The organism is Acinetobacter sp. Ac_3412, from assembly GCF_013072675.1.
Classification (GTDB): Bacteria; Pseudomonadota; Gammaproteobacteria; order Pseudomonadales; family Moraxellaceae; genus Acinetobacter; species Acinetobacter higginsii.
The window spans coordinates 75,888-94,935 of record NZ_LXUJ01000014.1 but is presented as its reverse complement, the minus strand read 5'-3'; the positions used below and the strand labels follow the sequence as shown (position 1 = coordinate 94,935).

At 42.9% G+C, this 19,048-nt stretch carries 18 protein-coding genes and 1 riboswitch; of the genes, 10 read left to right on the top strand and 8 right to left on the bottom strand.

What is annotated here, in order from left to right; translation table 11 throughout:
* Positions 1–109: 109 nt before the first annotated feature.
* The gene (phoU, locus tag A7P54_RS17585) at positions 110–832 is read right to left on the bottom strand and encodes a phosphate signaling complex protein PhoU (protein ID WP_004802187.1); all 723 of its coding nucleotides are present in this window, start codon (positions 830–832) and stop codon (positions 110–112) included.
* Positions 833–1,246: 414 nt separating this feature from the next.
* Positions 1,247–1,367, top strand: a riboswitch (TPP riboswitch).
* Positions 1,368–1,456: 89 nt separating this feature from the next.
* Here phoU and thiC point away from each other — a divergent pair.
* The 5 genes from thiC to gluQRS all read left to right on the top strand — a co-directional run bounded on the left by thiC (position 1,457) and on the right by gluQRS (position 6,526).
* Positions 1,457–3,352: a phosphomethylpyrimidine synthase ThiC gene (gene thiC / locus A7P54_RS17580; RefSeq protein WP_171550363.1), complete on the top strand. Its 1,896-nt coding sequence runs from the start codon at positions 1,457–1,459 to the stop codon at positions 3,350–3,352.
* Between the two features lie 75 nt (positions 3,353–3,427).
* Entirely contained in the window at positions 3,428–4,045 is a 618-nt protein-coding gene (locus tag A7P54_RS17575) for an NUDIX domain-containing protein (RefSeq protein WP_171550362.1), read from the top strand.
* A gap of 22 nt (positions 4,046–4,067) precedes the next feature.
* Positions 4,068–4,883 carry a 3',5'-cyclic-AMP phosphodiesterase gene (gene cpdA / locus A7P54_RS17570; RefSeq protein WP_005200572.1) on the top strand — a complete coding sequence of 272 codons (816 nt, stop codon included), beginning with the start codon at positions 4,068–4,070 and terminating at the stop codon, positions 4,881–4,883.
* 189 nt (positions 4,884–5,072) lie between these two features.
* Positions 5,073–5,606 (top strand): RNA polymerase-binding protein DksA, encoded by a 534-nt coding sequence (gene dksA / locus A7P54_RS17565; protein ID WP_005191824.1) that lies wholly within the window; start codon positions 5,073–5,075, stop codon positions 5,604–5,606.
* A gap of 11 nt (positions 5,607–5,617) precedes the next feature.
* Complete coding sequence (gluQRS, locus tag A7P54_RS17560) at positions 5,618–6,526, top strand: tRNA glutamyl-Q(34) synthetase GluQRS (RefSeq protein ID WP_171550471.1); 909 nt, start codon at positions 5,618–5,620, stop codon at positions 6,524–6,526.
* A 47-nt stretch (positions 6,527–6,573) separates the two neighbouring features.
* Here gluQRS and ftsW read toward each other — a convergent pair whose 3' ends face one another.
* From ftsW to A7P54_RS17530, 6 genes are all read right to left on the bottom strand, one after another.
* Positions 6,574–7,767 carry a putative lipid II flippase FtsW gene (ftsW, locus tag A7P54_RS17555; RefSeq protein WP_004802173.1) on the bottom strand — a complete coding sequence of 398 codons (1,194 nt, stop codon included), beginning with the start codon at positions 7,765–7,767 and terminating at the stop codon, positions 6,574–6,576.
* A gap of 10 nt (positions 7,768–7,777) precedes the next feature.
* Positions 7,778–9,136: a UDP-N-acetylmuramoyl-L-alanine--D-glutamate ligase gene (gene murD / locus A7P54_RS17550; protein ID WP_171550361.1), complete on the bottom strand. Its 1,359-nt coding sequence runs from the start codon at positions 9,134–9,136 to the stop codon at positions 7,778–7,780.
* A 114-nt stretch (positions 9,137–9,250) separates the two neighbouring features.
* Positions 9,251–9,541 carry a hypothetical protein gene (locus A7P54_RS17545; protein ID WP_171550360.1) on the bottom strand — a complete coding sequence of 97 codons (291 nt, stop codon included), beginning with the start codon at positions 9,539–9,541 and terminating at the stop codon, positions 9,251–9,253.
* 57 nt (positions 9,542–9,598) lie between these two features.
* A complete protein-coding gene (locus tag A7P54_RS17540) occupies positions 9,599–9,850 on the bottom strand; it encodes a DUF6587 family protein (protein ID WP_005200588.1) in 252 nt (83 codons plus the stop codon).
* 54 nt (positions 9,851–9,904) lie between these two features.
* Positions 9,905–11,761: a ferrous iron transporter B gene (locus tag A7P54_RS17535; protein WP_171550359.1), complete on the bottom strand. Its 1,857-nt coding sequence runs from the start codon at positions 11,759–11,761 to the stop codon at positions 9,905–9,907.
* Entirely contained in the window at positions 11,758–12,018 is a 261-nt protein-coding gene (locus tag A7P54_RS17530) for a FeoA family protein (RefSeq protein WP_004656347.1), read from the bottom strand. Before A7P54_RS17530 ends, A7P54_RS17535 begins: the two co-directional genes overlap by 4 nt.
* 204 nt (positions 12,019–12,222) lie before the next feature.
* On the opposite strand from A7P54_RS17530, the gene xerD reads away from it, so the two are divergent.
* The 4 genes from xerD (at position 12,223) to thrC (ending at position 17,003) form a co-directional block, all read left to right on the top strand.
* Entirely contained in the window at positions 12,223–13,143 is a 921-nt protein-coding gene (gene xerD, locus A7P54_RS17525) for a site-specific tyrosine recombinase XerD (protein WP_171550358.1), read from the top strand.
* A gap of 134 nt (positions 13,144–13,277) precedes the next feature.
* Positions 13,278–14,093 carry a DsbC family protein gene (locus A7P54_RS17520; RefSeq protein ID WP_171550357.1) on the top strand — a complete coding sequence of 272 codons (816 nt, stop codon included), beginning with the start codon at positions 13,278–13,280 and terminating at the stop codon, positions 14,091–14,093.
* Between the two features lie 410 nt (positions 14,094–14,503).
* The gene (locus A7P54_RS17515) at positions 14,504–15,805 is read left to right on the top strand and encodes a homoserine dehydrogenase (RefSeq protein ID WP_004802159.1); all 1,302 of its coding nucleotides are present in this window, start codon (positions 14,504–14,506) and stop codon (positions 15,803–15,805) included.
* A 58-nt stretch (positions 15,806–15,863) separates the two neighbouring features.
* Entirely contained in the window at positions 15,864–17,003 is a 1,140-nt protein-coding gene (gene thrC / locus A7P54_RS17510; RefSeq protein ID WP_004802157.1) for a threonine synthase, read from the top strand.
* 128 nt (positions 17,004–17,131) lie between these two features.
* Here thrC and pbpG read toward each other — a convergent pair whose 3' ends face one another.
* Positions 17,132–18,196: a D-alanyl-D-alanine endopeptidase PBP7/8 gene (gene pbpG / locus A7P54_RS17505; protein WP_157411923.1), complete on the bottom strand. Its 1,065-nt coding sequence runs from the start codon at positions 18,194–18,196 to the stop codon at positions 17,132–17,134.
* 210 nt (positions 18,197–18,406) lie between these two features.
* On the opposite strand from pbpG, the gene A7P54_RS17500 reads away from it, so the two are divergent.
* Positions 18,407–19,042 carry a response regulator gene (locus A7P54_RS17500; protein ID WP_004802154.1) on the top strand — a complete coding sequence of 212 codons (636 nt, stop codon included), beginning with the start codon at positions 18,407–18,409 and terminating at the stop codon, positions 19,040–19,042.
* Positions 19,043–19,048 lie beyond the last annotated feature (6 nt).

The window sequence follows — 19,048 nt, the reverse complement described above, 5'->3', positions numbered from 1 at the left end:
TTTCTCTCCCAGACTTTCCCCCGAAGTCTGGGATTTTTTTTATTACGCCTCTCTCAAAATTAAAAAACCGCTCTAGTTAGAGCGGTCAGTGATTATTTTACTTTTACCATTATTTTTGATGCACTTTCTGTTCAATTTCTTCAATACTGGTATGACGTACATCGGTACCTTTCGCCATATAAATGACTTGTTCTGAAATATTACGTGCGTGATCACCGATGCGCTCTAATGAACGCAATACCCACATCACGTTAATCACACGTGAAATATGACGCGGATCTTCAATCATATAGGTCATTAAAGTACGTGTTGCCGACTGATATTCACGATCAATATCCACATCCGCCATCACCACTTTCAAAGCTTGTTCTACATCTAAACGTGCAAAAGCATCCAATGCATCATGAATCATGACACGTACTTGGTTTCCAATATGACGTGTTTCCATATAACCACGAGGAGACTCACCTTCTTCACACAGGTTTTGCGCAATGCGTGCAATTTTTGCAGCTTCATCACCAATACGCTCTAAATCGGTATTGGCTTTACTCATTGCAATCACCATACGCAAATCAATTGCTGCAGGGTGACGACGTGCGAGAATTAAGGTTAAGCCTTCATCAATATCACGTTCGAATTGGTTCACTGCATTGTCTTTAAACTGCACATCAATGGCTAAGTTCGCATCTGTGTCTAATAAAGCATGAATTGAGTTAGCAACTTGTTGCTCCACTAATCCACCCATGGTCATAAACTTGGTGTGAACATCTTGCAAGTCTTCATTAAATTGTGAAGAAATATGATGACTTAACACAGGATTGCTTGGGCTCACAGTATGCCTCCACTAGACACATGGAAAAAATGATTGGTGATTAAAACATAGAAATGATGAAACTTTTATGACAATAGCACGGATTCGGCCCCAGTTGATTGGTGTGAATTGATACAACAAAAATAAAAAAATCTGTTAGTCTAAGGGTCTGTTAGCACTTTATAGCTAGATTGCGTTGTAGGCAAAAATTTCATCAGACGAGGCATGAAATGCAGGTAATGGCCACTCCCTTACCAAGTTTCATAACGATGTATGAGGGAATTTTCGCCACAACCCTGCGGGACAGGGCGCTTTTTTGACGTTACTGTGTTATGCCTTGTTCATTTAGAATAACTAAGTTTCACAAGTCATGCCTTGTACCGCCTAAAAAAGATCCACTGTCGCAATCATATATAAAATGATAACAGACCCCAATTTAGCTTGACGGAGCGCAGTTAACAAACTGCTGAGATTATCTTAATTACGCAATTTAAAGATAAGTACCGTTGAACCTGATCAGGTTAACACCTGCGTAGGAATCAAGCCCAACAAAAACTTCGCCTGCATTTATCTCATTCACGAGGTGAATCCGCCATGGTTTTTGGTCGTGCTTGATTCGTTAATGCCATACATAAGGATCATGCCATGAACCAATTAACGAATCTTTCCCCTGCTGATATTTCTGCTCAACATGAGCAAGCTGCAAAAGATTTAACCCGAATATTACCTGCATCTCGAAAAGTCTATGTTGAAGGTTCTCGCCCTGATATCCAAGTTCCCTTCCGCGAAATTAGCTTAACCGAAACGCCGACCGGCTTAGGTGGTGAACACAATCCACCCGTCATGGTCTATGACACTTCAGGCGCATATACCGATCCAAATGTACAAATCGACCTAAACAAAGGCTTGCCTTTAGTGCGTCAAACATGGATTGAAGAACGCCAAGATACCGATGTACTTTCTGGTCTTAGCTCTGAGTTTGGTCAAGCACGTTTAAAAGATATTCGTACAGCTGAAATTCGTTTTGCCCACATTCAAAACCCACGTCGCGCACAACTAGGCAAAAATGTCACGCAAATGCATTATGCCAAGCAAGGTGTTATTACCCCTGAAATGGAATATATTGCCATTCGTGAAAACCAGCGCCAACGTGAAAATGTGGATATGCGTCAGCATCCAGGGCAAAATTTTGGTGCACAAAATTTAAGAGAGATCACCCCAGAATTTGTACGTCAGGAAATTGCCGCAGGTCGTGCCATTATTCCAGCCAATATTAATCACCCAGAATGCGAACCGATGATCATTGGTCGTAACTTTTTGGTGAAGATTAATGCCAATATTGGGAACTCTGCACTTGGTTCATCTATTGATGAAGAAGTTGCGAAGATGACGTGGGCAACCCGTTGGGGTGCCGACACTATCATGGATTTATCGACAGGTAAAAATATTCATGAAACTCGTGAATGGATTATCCGCAACTCACCTGTTCCAATCGGAACTGTACCGATCTATCAAGCACTCGAAAAAGTCGATGGTGTAGCTGAAGACCTAACCTGGGAAATCTTTAAAGACACCTTGATTGAACAAGCCGAACAAGGCGTTGACTACTTCACCATTCACGCAGGCGTATTACTGCGTTATGTACCCATGACTGCAAATCGTCTCACGGGCATAGTGTCTCGTGGCGGTTCGATTATGGCACAATGGTGCTTGGCCCATCATGAAGAAAACTTCTTGTACACGCATTTTGATGAAATCTGCGAAATCATGAAGGCCTATGATGTGTCCTTCAGTTTAGGTGATGGTCTACGTCCAGGCTGTATTCAGGATGCCAATGATGAAGCACAGTTTAGTGAACTAAAAACACTGGGTGAATTGACCCATCGTGCTTGGGAACATGATGTACAAGTCATGATCGAAGGGCCTGGTCATGTGCCAATGCATATGATTAAAGAAAATATGGATCTTCAACTCGAAGTCTGTAAAGAAGCGCCTTTCTACACCCTTGGCCCACTCACCACGGATATCGCACCGGGTTATGACCATATTACCTCGGCGATTGGTGCTGCGATGATTGGTTGGTACGGTACGGCGATGCTGTGCTATGTCACACCAAAAGAACACTTAGGTTTACCGAACAAGAAAGATGTCAAAGACGGTATTATCACCTACAAAATTGCAGCACATGCGGCTGACTTGGCCAAAGGCCATCCAGGCGCACAAGTCCGCGATAATGCCTTATCTAAAGCACGCTTTGAATTCCGTTGGGATGACCAATTCAATTTAAGCTTAGATCCAGACACAGCACGCAGCATGCATGATGAAACGCTTCCCAAAGAAGCGCATAAATCTGCACACTTCTGTTCGATGTGTGGACCAAAATTCTGTTCGATGAAAATCACCCAGAATGTGCGAGATTACGCGCAAAATCAACACAATGCCAAGCAGTCAAATGATGCCGAAACAGAAGTTGAAGCAGGTCTCAATGCGATGAAAACCGCTTATCAGGAACATGGTCAAAAATTGTACCACAAGGTGTAAATCAACTAAAAAAAGATTTTCCTGCGAATCATTCTCGGTTAGGATGAGATATGTACAATCTCATCCTGATTGAAGATGACTATTCTTGACCACGCCAGCTATTCAGCAACCGACGTTACGATAGAATCTCGAGAGCCTTTGTTTCGAGGATTCATTCAAGTTGAGAAAGTGAGTTTAAAACATCGGTTATTTCACCGAGAAGATTTTTCACCTTTAATTCAACGTGAATTGGTTCATCGTCCAGAAGCCGCTGGCGTTTTACTATATAATGACCAACAACACCGCTTTGCACTGATTGAACAATTTCGTGTCGGTGCATTGAGTGATCCAGTGTCGCCATGGCAACTCGAAGTCATCGCGGGGGTACTTGATGGAGATGAATCGCCTGAAAGCTGTATCCGCCGTGAAAGCCTAGAGGAATCTGGCTGTGAGATCACCACATTAAAACATTTATTTAGCTTCTACCCTTCTGCTGGCGCATGTTCTGAATTTTTTCATTTATATGTAGCAGAAGTTGATTTGCCAAAGGACGGGGGCATTTTTGGGATGCCAGATGAAGGGGAAAATATTCAACTTCATCTATTTGATTATTCCGCATTAGAAGCATTATTAAATAACGGGCGGTTGAGAAACGCACCTGTAATCATGGCATTGCAGTGGCTGTCTCAACATATACAACTACAACAAAGATAAAAATCTGAAGGGGCTAACGACGGTGACTTTCCAAGTCTCATCATTATCGCAACAAGATTTTGTGATGATACAGATTACTGATACACATTTATTAGAGTATCCACATTTAGAATTTGTCGGGATGCAGCCCGAACAAAGTTTTCATGCTGTAATCGACTTGATGCGCCAGCAACATCCTCATATTGACCTCATTGTGCACACCGGTGATTTGGCACAATCGCCAACACCATTGACATATAAACGCTATGTACAACATATGCAAAGCGTGGGAATCCCCTTTTTCCATACGCCGGGCAACCATGACGATGTGGCGCATTTTCCATTTCATGAAACAGATCCAACTCAGCCAACGGTGATTGAGCTGGGTCAATGGTGCATTATTTTATTAAATAGCGCACAACCAAAACGTATTGATGGAAAAATTGCTGACGCACAATTGCAGCAACTTACCCAATTACTTGCAAAACACCATGATCGTCATGTGCTGATTGCTTGTCATCATCATCCTTTTGCGATGCAATCGGCATGGATTGACCAACATAAGCTCAAAAACTCCTCAGACCTGTTGGAAACAATCCAACCATTCTCCAATGTCAAAGCCATTGTCTGTGGTCATGTGCATCAAGATTCGATCAATACATGGCAAGGTGTTGAATTTTTATCTACCCCTTCAACTTGTATCCAATTCAAACCAAGAAGCGATAAATTTGCACTCGATGAAGAGCATCCTGGTTACCGCTATATCTGCCTTAAAGCGAACGGTGAACTGGAAACTCAGGTCTATCGTTTACCGACATCGCAACGAATGAGTAGTTCTGAAGTTTTAGGATATGATTAAACTTTTGATTACAAATTACATTGTCAATTTCAGACAAAATCTGGACGGGAATGACTACCATCTTGCTCAAAAACTCTATATGATGTCGACCCTTGATGGGAAAAACCATCTCAGGTTTCTATAAAAACACTTGCATATCACCATATTTTTTGCGTATAGATAGTACGTGTAAGATGAGGAATGCCCTATATGGCGAATGACAACCAAAATCAAGTCTTGGACGAACAAACAGACGTGATCGACGATCAAAAATTGGCTGTGAAACGTACACGTAAAACCAAACCTAAAGCTTCAGAAGGTGGTACGACTGCGAGCTTATTTGGAATTGCGCCTTATCAGCCAAAGAAAAATGAAGAATATATGTCTGAAGGACAACTTGAGCATTTCCGCCAAATTTTAAATGCATGGAAAGCAGAGTTAATGTCTGAAGTTGATCGTACTTTAAATACGATGCAAGACGAATCTAGTGCACTTCCTGACGTCAATGACCGCGCGACGCAAGAAGAAGAATTTGCGATTGAATTACGCACACGTGATCGTGAACGCAAACTCATTCGCAAAATCGAACAATCGATTGAAGCGATTCAAAACGAAGACTACGGTTTCTGTGAAACTTGTGGTATCGAGATTGGCTTACGTCGTTTAGAAGCTCGCCCAACTGCGACTTTATGTATCGATTGCAAAACTTTGGCTGAAATCAAAGAAAAGCAAAATAACGGTTAATTTTGAAAACCGTGTTGAGCCATGAAGTTAAGCAAAGTAATGCTTTGCTTGATCTCCGCTCATATGTGGGTCGGTTTGCGCCATCGCCAACCGGCCCATTGCATTTTGGCTCCCTGCTCACCGCAGTTGCCAGTTATTGTGATGCCAAAGCCAATCACGGCCAATGGCTGGTTCGGATTGAAGATACCGACATCCCTCGCATTTATCCCAATAGCGAAGCACACATTCTCTCTTGCATTGATGCCTTTCAATTTGAACCCGATGCAGAAATTATTTTTCAAAAAGATCGTTTCGAGATCTATGAGCAGGTGCTTGAGCAACTCAAGCAATTCAATGCGATTTATGCCTGCCAATGTACCCGTAAAATGCTGGGTTCCAATCATATCTATGCTGGAACCTGCCTCAATCTCAATCTTGATTTTGCTGATCAGGCCATTCGCTTAAAAGTTTCCGGCCAACTGATTTGCTTTCAAGATCGATTACAAGGCCAGCAGTGTTCTAACTTACAGCATGATCTGGGTGACTTTGTCTTAAAACGTCGTGATGGCATTATCAGCTATCAATTGGCAGTGGTGGTCGATGATTATCTGCAAGGCATCACGCATGTTGTACGCGGTGCGGACTTACTCGATAACACTGCCCGACAAATCTGGTTAGGTTCTTTACTGGGTTATCCAAGTTTAAGCTATATGCATTTACCGCTTGCCATGAACGATCAAGGGCAAAAACTGTCTAAACAGAATCTAGCGCAAGCACTGGATATCACTCAAGCCCCCAAACTGTTACAGCAAGCGATCTTGGCTTTAGGCCAACCTGCGGTGGAACTGAATCAACCCCATATTATGTTGCAACAAGCAGTGCAACAATGGGATTTAAACTCGATCCCTCTCGGCATTCATTTAGCAGGAACTTTTCAATAAATCATAAAAAACCCTGAACATTGTCAGGGCTTTTAATTTAAATGTAGTTAGAAGTTCGACTCTTCTTTTACAGGATTCAACTCTTGCGTTGACGCATCAATTTTGAGAATCAAGCTAATCATCGCCGCACACATCATGAGTGACGTACCGCCATAACTAATGAAAGGTAGAGTCAAACCTTTGGTTGGCATCAAGCCCATATTCATGCCTGCATTGACCAAAATCTGCATCAGGAAGATGATACTAATCCCGTAGGCCAGATAACCTGCACGTAAGTAATTATGCTGTAAGGCACGGTGACCAATACGGATACAACACGCCAGCATAGTAAACGACAGCACCATCACGATCGACACGCCAAAGAAACCAAACTCCTCACCTAACACCGCCAACATAAAGTCGGTATGTGCTTCAGGTAGATATGAGAGCTTCTGCACACTGTGCCCTAAGCCCGTACCAAACCACTCACCACGACCAAAGGCCATCAAAGCATTGGAGAGTTGATACCCCACACCCAATGGATCTGCCCAAGGGTTAGTAAACGAAATCAAACGCTGGAAACGGAATGGTTCGAAAATAATTAATGCACTGACACCCGCAAAGATTGCACCCAGCATAATCAAGAACTGTGTTGCAGGTGCACCCGCCAAGAAGAATACACCTACCATCATTAATACGATAACGACTGTTGCACCCAAGTCAGGCTCAGCAACAATAAAACCAACGGTTAAGGCCATCACCCCACTTAAACGCAATAAACCTTTCCAGTGGGTACGGACTTCTTTGGCACGACGCACCACATAGTCTGCGGTGAAAATCGCCATCACAATTTTGGCAATCTCGGTTGGCTGCAAAGTAAAACCACCGACCTTAATCCAGCGATGTGCACCATTCACTTCAGAGCCCACAACCAACACGGCTAACAACAGCACAATGGTGATTAGCCATAAAGGAAAGGCATTTTTAAACCACAGATTTAATGATACCCGATAGGTCAGAAACGCCACCAGCGCAGCCACGACAATCGAAATACCATGACGAATCAAGAAATAAAATGGGCTTTCATGAATATATTCTGCATATGGCATCGAAGCAGATGCCACCATAACCGAACCGAAACACAGTAAAGAAATCACACAAAAAATCAGGATATTCCGCGCTGTCATTTCTGCTGGAAGCTTGGGTAAACGATTCAGCAACTGCGAAATCTTTTGCACCGTATTTTGGGCTAAATCAGCCATAGTCTTGTTCCTAGTTCTTCTTTTCGTTCAAGGCATTTACACATGCCACGAATTGATGCCCACGATCATTGTAGCTTTTAAACATATCAAAGCTTGCACAAGCTGGTGAAAGTAAAACGACATCTTCCGCTTGTGTGGCTTTTTGAGCCAGTTCGACCGCTTCTTTTAAGCTATTTGCATGCTGAATAACTGTTGTACCTTGAATCGCCTGTTCAATCACCGCAGCATCTTCACCAATGAGAATCACTGATTTCACATATTTTTGAATCGCATCACGGAGAGGCTTGAAATCCTGCCCCTTGCCTTGCCCACCTAAGATCAAGGCTAACTTCCCTTTGTTCACTTCAATTGCAGCACCAAGGCCATCAATTGCAGCTAGCGTCGCACCGACATTGGTGCCTTTAGAATCATTGTAATAGCGTACACCATCAATCGTTTCGACATACTCACAACGATGTTCCAAGCCCTTAAAATGCTTAAGCGTTTCAAACATCGAATCTGTAGGCAAACCAATCGCCTCACCCAATGCCAAACACGCCAACGCATTAGCAACGTTGTGCATGCCTTGAATGTACATCTCAGAGGTTCTCAGCAAACGCTCTCTTCCACGTGCTAACCACATGCTGCCATCGGCATCACGCAACACACCATATTGATTTAAATCAGGTGCATTCAGACCAAAACTTTGCATTGGGGTAACATCTGGAACCAATGGACGGCTTAGATTGTCATCACGGTTATAAACGACCTTTTTCACACCCTGAAAAATGCGATGTTTGGCTTTGTGATAACCCAACATATCACCATGACGATCTAGGTGATCTTCACTCATATTCAACACCACAGCAACTTCTGCATTTAAATGTGATGTGGTTTCAAGTTGAAAGCTCGATAACTCTAAAATAATCAAATCAGGTTTATCTTTTAATAAATCTAATGCAGGGCGACCTAAATTGCCACCGACAGCCACCTTTTTACCAGCATCTTGTGCCATCAAGCCGATTAATGTGGTCACGGTACTTTTTGCGTTTGATCCTGTAATTGCAATAATCGGCGCCTCAGTCGCACGGCGTAATAATTGAATATCACCAACCACTGGAATACCTTTTTCAATGGCCTGTTGAATTTCTGGAAGTTGAGGTGCAAGCCCTGGACTCAGAATAATTTCTTCTGCTTGCAATAAAAGCTCGGTATCGAGTTGACCAAAACTGGTACGAACACCTGCTGGAATCTGATCATGTCCAGGTGGGGTTGCGCGTGAATCTGTTACTGCAACTTGGTAGCCCTGTTCATGTAGAAAGTTAACTGCTGAAACACCGGAAATACCCAAGCCAGCCACAACTTTTAATCCACCACGTTGTATTAACATTTTCGCCCCATTTTTTGCAGATTACAGAATGGCAAAAATGTTAGCACTTTACTGTTTTAAATGCTTTTTCAGTTTTGGTTTTATTCAATCTTTTTTGTGTCAGTGCGTAAAAGCTTAGGCAGGTATGAAAAAGCCAATCCCCAATAAAACTAGGATCACAGCACCCAGCCAATCTACAGATTTAAATGTATAGTGCTTGAATTTAAGTTCAATCAATTCGGGTCTTAACCATAGATACGTCAAGATGGAACATGAAAATAACCATGAAACTGTTTCTTTATAAATATTTAGACCTTTAGACAAAGCAGAAAGATAAAGCAGTGTCATCAATAGCACAAAACCCAATAAAATCCATTTATGTTTTAAGCTTAACGATGTCTTCTCACTCATATCCGTATGATTCATTTTTTTCTTTTCCAAAAAAAATTGCCCATCTTAAGATGGGCAATTTTAAGATTGCGCTTAACGCCATTTCACTGTTTGAACAGGCTCTGCTTTTTTGTTCTCCGCTTCATCCGTAGAACAACCACAATTTCCGCCACAACCAGCTGCCATTTTCGGTTTTAACCATGTCGCCAAACGTTGCCAACCTAGTCGCTGACAAAGATTTGACAGACTCAGAAATGCTGAACTTGCTGTTTGAGGAAGCACCTTCTTAAACACTACAACAGCACTCCACAGCACCAATACAGCAACAATCAAGTACTCAAACATAAGCGTCTCTCCAATGATTCCCTCCCTTTTTAAAGGGAGGCGAGGTGGGATTTCTTAACCCCAAATGCGTGATGCAATTTGGTAGGTGAAGAACGACATTAAATAAGCCAAACCAAATAGATAAACCGTCATGACCGCGACATGTTTCCATGAGCCTGTTTCACGGCGTACTGTTGCTAAAGTGGCTAAACAATGTGGTGCATAGATAAACCAGACCAATAATGACAAGCCAGTTGCCAATGACCAACCCGAACCATCAGCACTGATCAGATGAGTCAAACCTTGTGCAACTGCATCATCATCTGCCCCTGATAAGGCATACACGGTACCCAAAGCAGCAACCACAACTTCACGTGCAGCCATAGCTGGAATAAGTGCAACGACAATCTGCCAGTTAAAACCTAAAGGCGCGAAAATTGGATGTAATAAATGCCCAAGCATACCCGCCAAGCTATAATCAATCGCAGGTTGTGTCGCACCTTCAGGAGCTTGTGGGAAAGTACACAAGAACCAAAGAATTACGGTCAAGGCAACAATGATTCCACCAACACGACGCAAGAAGATTTTTGCACGCTCTAGTAAACCGATTGCCACACTTCTCATATCAGGAAAACGATAGCTTGGTAATTCCATCAACAAAGCATGCTGGGTTTTGTCCTTTTGCAAAAATTTCATCACAAATGCAACACAGAGCGCACTTACAATGCCCCCCATATATAAACCGAACAGCACGAGACCTTGCAAATTAAAGATCCCCAATACCGTTTCACTTGGAATAAATGCACCAATCAACAAGGCATAAACAGGCAAGCGTGCAGAACAGGTCATTAACGGCGCAACCATGATCGTGGTAAAACGATCACGTGGATCACTAATACTGCGGGTTGCCATAATGCCCGGAATTGCACAAGCAAAACTCGATAACAACGGGATAAAAGAGCGCCCACTCAAACCCGCTTTGAACATCAATTTGTCAAGCAAAAATGCGGCACGTGGTAGATAACCCGACTCTTCCAGTACAAGAATGAAGAAGAATAGGATTAAAATTTGCGGTAAGAATGCAACCACAGTCCCCGCACCAGCAAGCACACCATCAACCAACAAGCTTTGCAGCACAGGATGACTAATTGTTTCCGTCAACCACTCTCCCAACCATGGCACTACACCATCTTCGATTGCGCCCTTAAATGGTTCTGCCCATGAAAAAACAGCTTGGAAGACGATGAACATCATGATTGCAAGGCTAAGTAGGCCAAGCACTGGATGTAGGAAAATCTTATCTAGAAAATCAGTACGCTTATCTTCCTGATCAACAAAGTTCACCACATCTTTGAAAATTACTTCAATTTTTTGATGTGGAGTGCCTGCCAGACCACTGAGCTCAGTCTGAGGAACAGAGTACTTTCCTTGATCCAATGCGTGCAATAAGTTTTCAATGCCCGAACTACGTACTGCAACCGTTTCAACCACAGGTACACCGAGACGCTCAGAAAGTTTTTGTGTATTGATCTGGATACCGCGACGACGCGCTTCATCCATCATATTCAACACCACAAGGATAGGACGACCCAACTCAATAATTTCTAACACCAAACCAAGATGTAGCTTTAAGTTGGTTGCATCCACCACACACAAGAAGGCATCTTGTTGCCCTTCTTCCACAATTTTACCTTGGCAGACATCACGGGTAATTTCTTCATCTGGGCTGGTCGCCTGTAAACTATAGGTTCCTGGCAAATCCAGAACACGCACCGCTTTCCCCGAAGGAAGCTGAAAGTGCCCGACTTTACGTTCAACCGTCACACCCGCATAGTTGGCAACTTTTTGGCGTGTACCAGTCAAATGGTTAAATAAAGATGTCTTACCACAGTTTGGATTTCCCACAAGGGCAACACGTAACGCATCACTCATGCAGGTGCTCCTTCAAGTTGAATTTCAATTTTATCCGCTTCCGCTTTTCGTAACGCAAAACGCGTAAAACCGAGCTGGATTAGAATCGGATCTCCACCAAAGATGCCTTTGGTAATCACCTGTACTTGTGTACCTGGCACAAAGCCTAAACTTTCTAAACGAACTGCAACTAAATCTGGCTGTTCTGTCTCATCGACCACGCGATTTACTTTCGTAATCATCGCTGTTTGCTTGACTTTTAATGCTGACAATCGCACCGCTTCTAACCCTTAACCCTTTTTTGCTAGTATACAAGCAAATGAGAATAATTACCAAAACCAATCTCAGTGGCATTTGCTTCTGTGACAGATCGACAACAATTCATTTTTCTTTTACAGTGCAATTCAACCAAAAATAAATCAGGGCAGTGTTCTCTCTAAAATACCCGGCCCTCTTTCACTGAGAAATATCTTCAACGCCTTATGTTAAATAAAAAGCCTCGTATTCCCGCTGCGGTTAACATCCCCGAAAATTTGAGTTTTTTACAGGGTTTCCGGGATTATCTAGTGGCTCAAACCGTGAGCCCACATACCCGTAACGCCTATTTATCCGACCTGATTCAATGTGCTGAATTACATCAAACCGCCGCATTACCGCAATGGTCTAGTGATGACATTGCGGATGTTCTTATCGCCCTCACCAAAGCAGGAAAAAGCCCTCGTTCGATTGCACGTTGTCTCTCTGCTTTAAGGCAGTTTTATAAGTTTTTAAGAGAACAAAAATTACGGGACGATAATCCTGTTGCCACCCACCATTCCCCTAAAATTGGTCGTGCCTTGCCCAAGGATTTATCTGAACAAAATGTAGAAGCATTAATCAATGCACCTGACATCAATACAGCATTAGGCCTACGTGATCGTGCCATGTTCGAAGTCCTGTACGCCTGTGGTCTACGTGTTTCAGAATTACTAAATTTACGTTTAGAACTGATCAACTTAAAACAGGGCTTTGTTCGAATCACAGGTAAGGGCAATAAAGAACGTCTCGTTCCGCTGGGTCAATTTGCCTGTGATTGGATCGAAAGATATTTGGCTGAGTCACGTCCACAGCTGTATAAAAGCAGCACGGACTATCTGTTTCTCACTCAACATGGCGGTATCATGAGTCGACAGAATTTTTGGTATGCGATTAAGCGTTATGCCCTACAAGCTAATATTCAAGCGGAATTGTCTCCCCATACCTTACGCCATGCTTTCGCAACTCATCTACTCAATCACGGCGCAGATTTACGTGTGGTGCAAATGCTACTTGGACATAGTGACCTATCTACTACGCAAATTTACACCCATGTCGCGCAACAGCGGATGCAGGAATTGCATGGTAAATACCATCCACGGGGCTAAAACCACCTTTTATCTAGGATTCAGGCAAAACTTGATGCTGTTCACAGAGCCTATGCAAGATTTAACGAAGTGATTCATTTTTTTTGTTATGCTAGGCCCCTTATACAAATGAATTCGTACAAAAAAGGTTCTATATGTTGTTTACTCGGTCTCAGCTTGTAATTGCTTGTACATTAGCATCAACATTATTAGTCAGTGCTTGCTCAAAAGAAAACTCAGCACAAAAACAAGATGCGCTCACAGCAAGTGCACCAGCGACAGGTGAAGCATCAACATTAAACGAACGCAATGCACAACAGCGTTTGGTCTCGACCTTAGAAAAAAACTTTAAAACAGCCAATATCAACGCGAAAATCCTGAACATCAAAAAAACTGAAGTTCCAAACCTTTATTGGGTGAGTCTGGAAGGGATGGGTTCAGTCTATGCCACTGCTGATGGTCAATACATTATTCAAGGTGATGTAGTGCGTTTAGGTGATAAACAACTGCACAATGTCAGCGATGCCTTACAAGCAACCGAAAATAAAAAACATTTAGCCTCACTCAAAACTGAAGACTTAATCGTTTATCCTGCGCAAGGTGGCAAAGCTAAACATGTGATTTATGTGTTTACAGATTCAAGCTGCCCTTATTGCCATAAACTGCATGAACACTTATCAGAGATTAATGCCAAAGGAATCGAAGTTCGTTACATCGCCTGGCCACGTGGCGAACAATTCATGCCAACCATGCAAGCGATTTGGTGTAGTGAAGACCGTAAGGCTGCCTTCGATCAAGCTGCCAAAGGCTTACCAGTTTCGGCTGCTGAATGTAAGAACCCTGTTCGTGACCAGTATCAACTGGGTTTAAATATGGGCGTGAACGGTACGCCTGCTATTTATAACGTCGATGGCGAATATTTAGGGGGTTATATGACGCCTGAAGAAATCGTACAACGCTTAAACAAATAAGTTCAAACTACACCACACATTCGCAAAGACTCGGGCGACAGATTAAAGATGATCGGGATAGGGTCTGTTACAACTTTATCTATGATTGCGACAGAGGAGATTTTTAGGCGATACAAGGCATGGATTGTGAAATTTAGTCACTCTAAATAATGAGCAACGGCTAAAGTTGCGCAAGATAACGCAGAAGCGCCAAAAATCTCCCTGTCCCACAGGGTTGTGGCTAAAACTCCCTCATACGTCGTTATGAAACTTGGCAAGGGAATGCCATTCCCTACGTTTCATGCCTAGTCTGAAGGATTTTCAGCCGTCAACGCAATTCATTTATAAAGTGACAACAGACCCTAGTGTCTGCGCATTTTTTTAGCTATGATCAAGCTTCATTAAAATGATTGAATATAATGGAGTGTAACGTGAAACCAGTTCGTCTGGCGATACTCGGTCTTGGTACTGTAGGTGGTGGAGCCCTTAAATTACTACAAGAAAATGCTGCGGAAATTAAACGCCGTACCGGTCGAGAAATTCAAATTACACACGTAGGCACACGCCGTCCACGTCCAGATTTACAACTCGAAGGCATTAAACAAAGCGATGACTTGATGGAGATCGTCCGTCAACCAGATGTTGATATGGTGGTCGAAGTCATGGGTGGCATTCATCCTGCTTATGAAGTCATCATGGAAGCCATTAAACATGGCAAACAGGTTGTGACTGCAAACAAAGCTTTACTGGCTGAACATGGTAATGAACTGTTTAAAGCAGCAGAAGACAATGCTGTTCAGATTGCCTATGAAGCAGCTGTTGCGGGTGGTATCCCAATCATTAAAGTGATCCGCGAAGGTCTTGCTGCGAACCATATCGAATGGCTTGCAGGCATCATTAATGGTACAGGCAACTTCATTCTGACTGAAATGCGTGAAAAAGGCCGTGCCTTTGAAGACGTTTTAAAAGAAGCGCAAGAACTTGGCTACGCTGAAGCTGACCCAACCTTTGATGTTGAAGGCATTGATGCTGCACATAAGCTCACGATTTTGGCGTCATGTGCTTTTGGTATCCCATTGCAATTTAATAAGGTCTATACCGAAGGCATCAGCAAAATCACTGCGCAAGATGTGAAATATGCAGAAGAACTTGGTTTCCGTATCAAGCACTTAGGTATCGCACGTCGCGCAGATAAAGGCATTGAGTTACGTGTACATCCAACTTTAATTCCTGCTGAAGAATTGATTGCTAACGTCAATGGCGTTAAAAATGCAGTCTTGGTACAGGCCAATGCAGTTGGTCCTACTTTGTATTACGGTGCTGGTGCAGGCGCAGGTCCAACCGCTTCTGCTGTTGTTGCTGACGTGATTGATATCGTTCGTGATATTTCATATACCGAAGACGGTGCAGGAACAATTCCTCAGCTTGCTTTTGAAGCATTGACTAACGTGCCAATCTTGAGCCGTGAAGAAATGACCACTGGTTATTACATCCGTCTCAATGCTGAAGACCAAACTGGCGTATTGGCTGATGTCACGACGATTCTCAGCCGTGCAGGCATTAGTATTGATGCCATCATGCAGCAATCACGCTTAAAAGACTTGATTCCTATTGTGATTTTAACGGATCCGATCGTTGAATCAAAAATGGATGAAGCACTAGCACAAATTCAAGCATTACCTGCAATTCGTGGCGAAATCGTAAGAATTCGTTTAGAATCGCTCGATAGTTAATCAGGTTGAGGGAAAATGACTTCCCTCACCCCGCTCTACCTCATATTGGAACACCATCATGTCGAATGCCAATCGTTATACTGGTCTTGTAGATCGTTATCGTGACCGTTTACCCGTGTCTGCAACTACACGCGCAATTTCTTTAGGTGAAGGGAATACCCCACTGATTAAACTAGAGAACATTCCACGTATTATTGGCAAAAACGTAGAAATCTATGTGAAATACGAAGGTCTGAACCCGACCGGTTCATTTAAAGACCGTGGTATGACCATGGCGGTGACCAAAGCAGTTGAAGAAGGCTCTAAAGCGATTATCTGTGCATCTACAGGCAATACTTCAGCAGCCGCAGCGGCATATGCAGCGCGTGCAGGCATCAAAGCATTCGTATTAATCCCAGAAGGCAAAATTGCCATGGGTAAAATGGCGCAGGCAATGATGTACGGCGCGATCACTATGCAAATCCGTGGTAACTTCGATGACGGCATGCGTCTGGTCAAAGAAGTTGCAGATCAAGCACCTGTAACGATTGTAAACTCAATCAACCCATACCGTCTGCAAGGTCAAAAAACTATTGCTTATGAAATCGTAGAAGCATTGGGCCGTGCTCCTGATTATCACTGCTTACCAGTCGGTAATGCAGGTAACATCACAGCACACTGGATGGGTTATACCGAAGCGGTTGCAAACCAACCTGCAGATCAGTTTGAGCAAGTGATTTACGATGCTGCAACAGATCAATTCACTGGTCCTAAACCAGAAGGCTTACCAACAATGGTCGGTTATCAAGCTTCTGGTGCTGCTCCATTCTTACGTGGTGCACCTGTAGAAAACCCAGAAACGGTTGCAACAGCAATTCGTATCGGTAATCCACAAAGCTGGAACCATGCTAAAGCAGTGGTACGTGATTCTAAAGGTTGGTTTGATGAACTGACTGATGCTGAAATTCTAGAAGCACAACGTTTGCTTTCAATGTATGAAGGTGTGTTTGTTGAACCTGCTTCAGCAGCATCTATCGGTGGTGCGATCCGTGACCTTAAAGCAGGTAAAATTGCTGAAGGTTCTGTGATTGTATGTACTGTTACAGGCAATGGCTTAAAAGATCCTGACACTGCAATCAAACAATGTGCTGATGCCGTGATGTTGTCAATTGACGCGACGATGGATCAAGTGAAAGATTCAATTCTTTCAAATATGTAAGCATACATACCGAAATAAAAAAACCAGTTGCCTGCAACTGGTTTTTTTATGGTCTGAATATAGAAATTGCTCTTTGCAGCAACCATAAAAAAACTCCCCATAAAGAGGAGTTTTTTGACTTAAGAGAACTAAACGCGTTTTGGCAAAGTGCTTAACCAGCTTAATAAATTCGTTGCATCACTATTACGTGCTTGCGAACTTGGCGCACCTAATAACACCACAACCGCTGGGCGTGAATTCACAGTGGTATGCATCACTACACAACGACCTGCTTCATTGATATAGCCTGTTTTTGACAAATTAATGTTCCAACCGCCATTACGTACCAACGCATTGGTATTATTGGATTTCAGCACACGATAACCTAAATTAAAGTCGTAGGTCGGTGTGGTAGAGAATTGACGAATCAAGCCGTATTGTGAAGCGGTACTCACCAGAATACCCAAATCACGTGCTGAAGAAACATTATGTGGATCTAAACCTGTAGATTCAGCATAACGCGTAGATGTCATACCCAATTGCCTCGCTTTTGCATTCATTGCCGCAATAAATGCAGAACGGCCACCTGGATAGGTACGTGCTAATGCAGCTGCAGCTGGATTCTCAGACTTCATTAATGCAAACAAAAGTGCTTCTGCGCGATTCATGGTATCGCCTGCGCGTAGGGTTGAACTTGAGTTCTTACCGCCTGCACCTGCAAAGTCGATTGACTCTAGCGTAATTTCTTCTGACATATTTAAACGTGCATCTGCCGTGACGACAGCCGTCATCAACTTAGTAATCGATGCAATAGGTACCGACATATTACTGTTTTTACTGTACAGTACTTCACCCGTTTGCGCGTCCATCACCAAAGCAGCGCGTGCATTGACTGAAGGCTGACTGCTATACCCAAAGGTATCGCGAATCTGTGTCGACGACTGTGGCGCCGTTGAAGATGTAATTGTTGCTGAACCGCCATTACGCAATGTCGTGGTAACAGAGGTTGAACCTTGTGGGCTAATTTCTACTGGATCATCATCTTCCATAAACTGACTTGCATCAGTTGCAGACCAATTCATCGAAGCTGAACCGCTCACACGCGAAGAAGCTGGATTGTTATTCACAACCAGTTCAGCAAAACTTGTTGAACTCCAGGCCAACAAGATAGACATGCTTAAAACATGCATGATAGATTTTTTAGAATTTTTCACGACACAATACTCAACTCAGGACGCTGCACATTTGCGCTTAATACCATTATGCCTTACATTTAAACAAATCGGGTAAAGCTTTTATAGACACAATTGTGTACAACTATTCGCTAAAAACGAAGAATAGGATTGCTAATTTTGTCGTTTCATTGCAAGCTAATTTTGCTTTATGTAACAAAAAACCAGTTTTTTTGAAAAAAGGAGGTCTTCTTGATCACTGTTCTCGTTGTTGATGATCATGAACTCGTACGCACAGGAATTTGTCGTATGTTGGAAGACCACCCCGATGTAGAGGTCATTGGGCAAGCTGAATCAGGTGAAGAAGCCATTGCGTTAGTCCGTCAGAAACACCCGCAAGTGGTGTTACTAGATGTGAATATGCCAGGTATTGGTGGGGTGGAAACTACTCGCCGCTTATTACAAAGTGCACCTGAAACCAAAGTGATTGCCGTCAGCGGTCTTGCTGAAGAACCCTATCCATCCCTGTTATTAAAAGCAGGAGCGAAAGGCTATATCACCAAAGGTGCACCGATTTCTGAAATGGTTCGTGCTATCAACAAAGTCATGCAAGGCGGAAAATACTTTAGTGCAGATATTGCTGAACAATTGGCCAGCTCCTATCTTTCAGATACACAACAATCTCCTTTTGATGCACTATCAGAACGTGAGATGCAAGTTGCCATGATGGTGGTGAATTGTATTAGTGCTCAAGAAATCGCTGACAAATTATTCGTAAGCGTCAAAACTGTAAATACCTATCGTTATCGTATTTTTGAAAAATTGAGCATTGATAGTGATGTCAAACTCACCCATCTTGCGATTCGTTATGGACTCATTAAACCTTAAAATAAC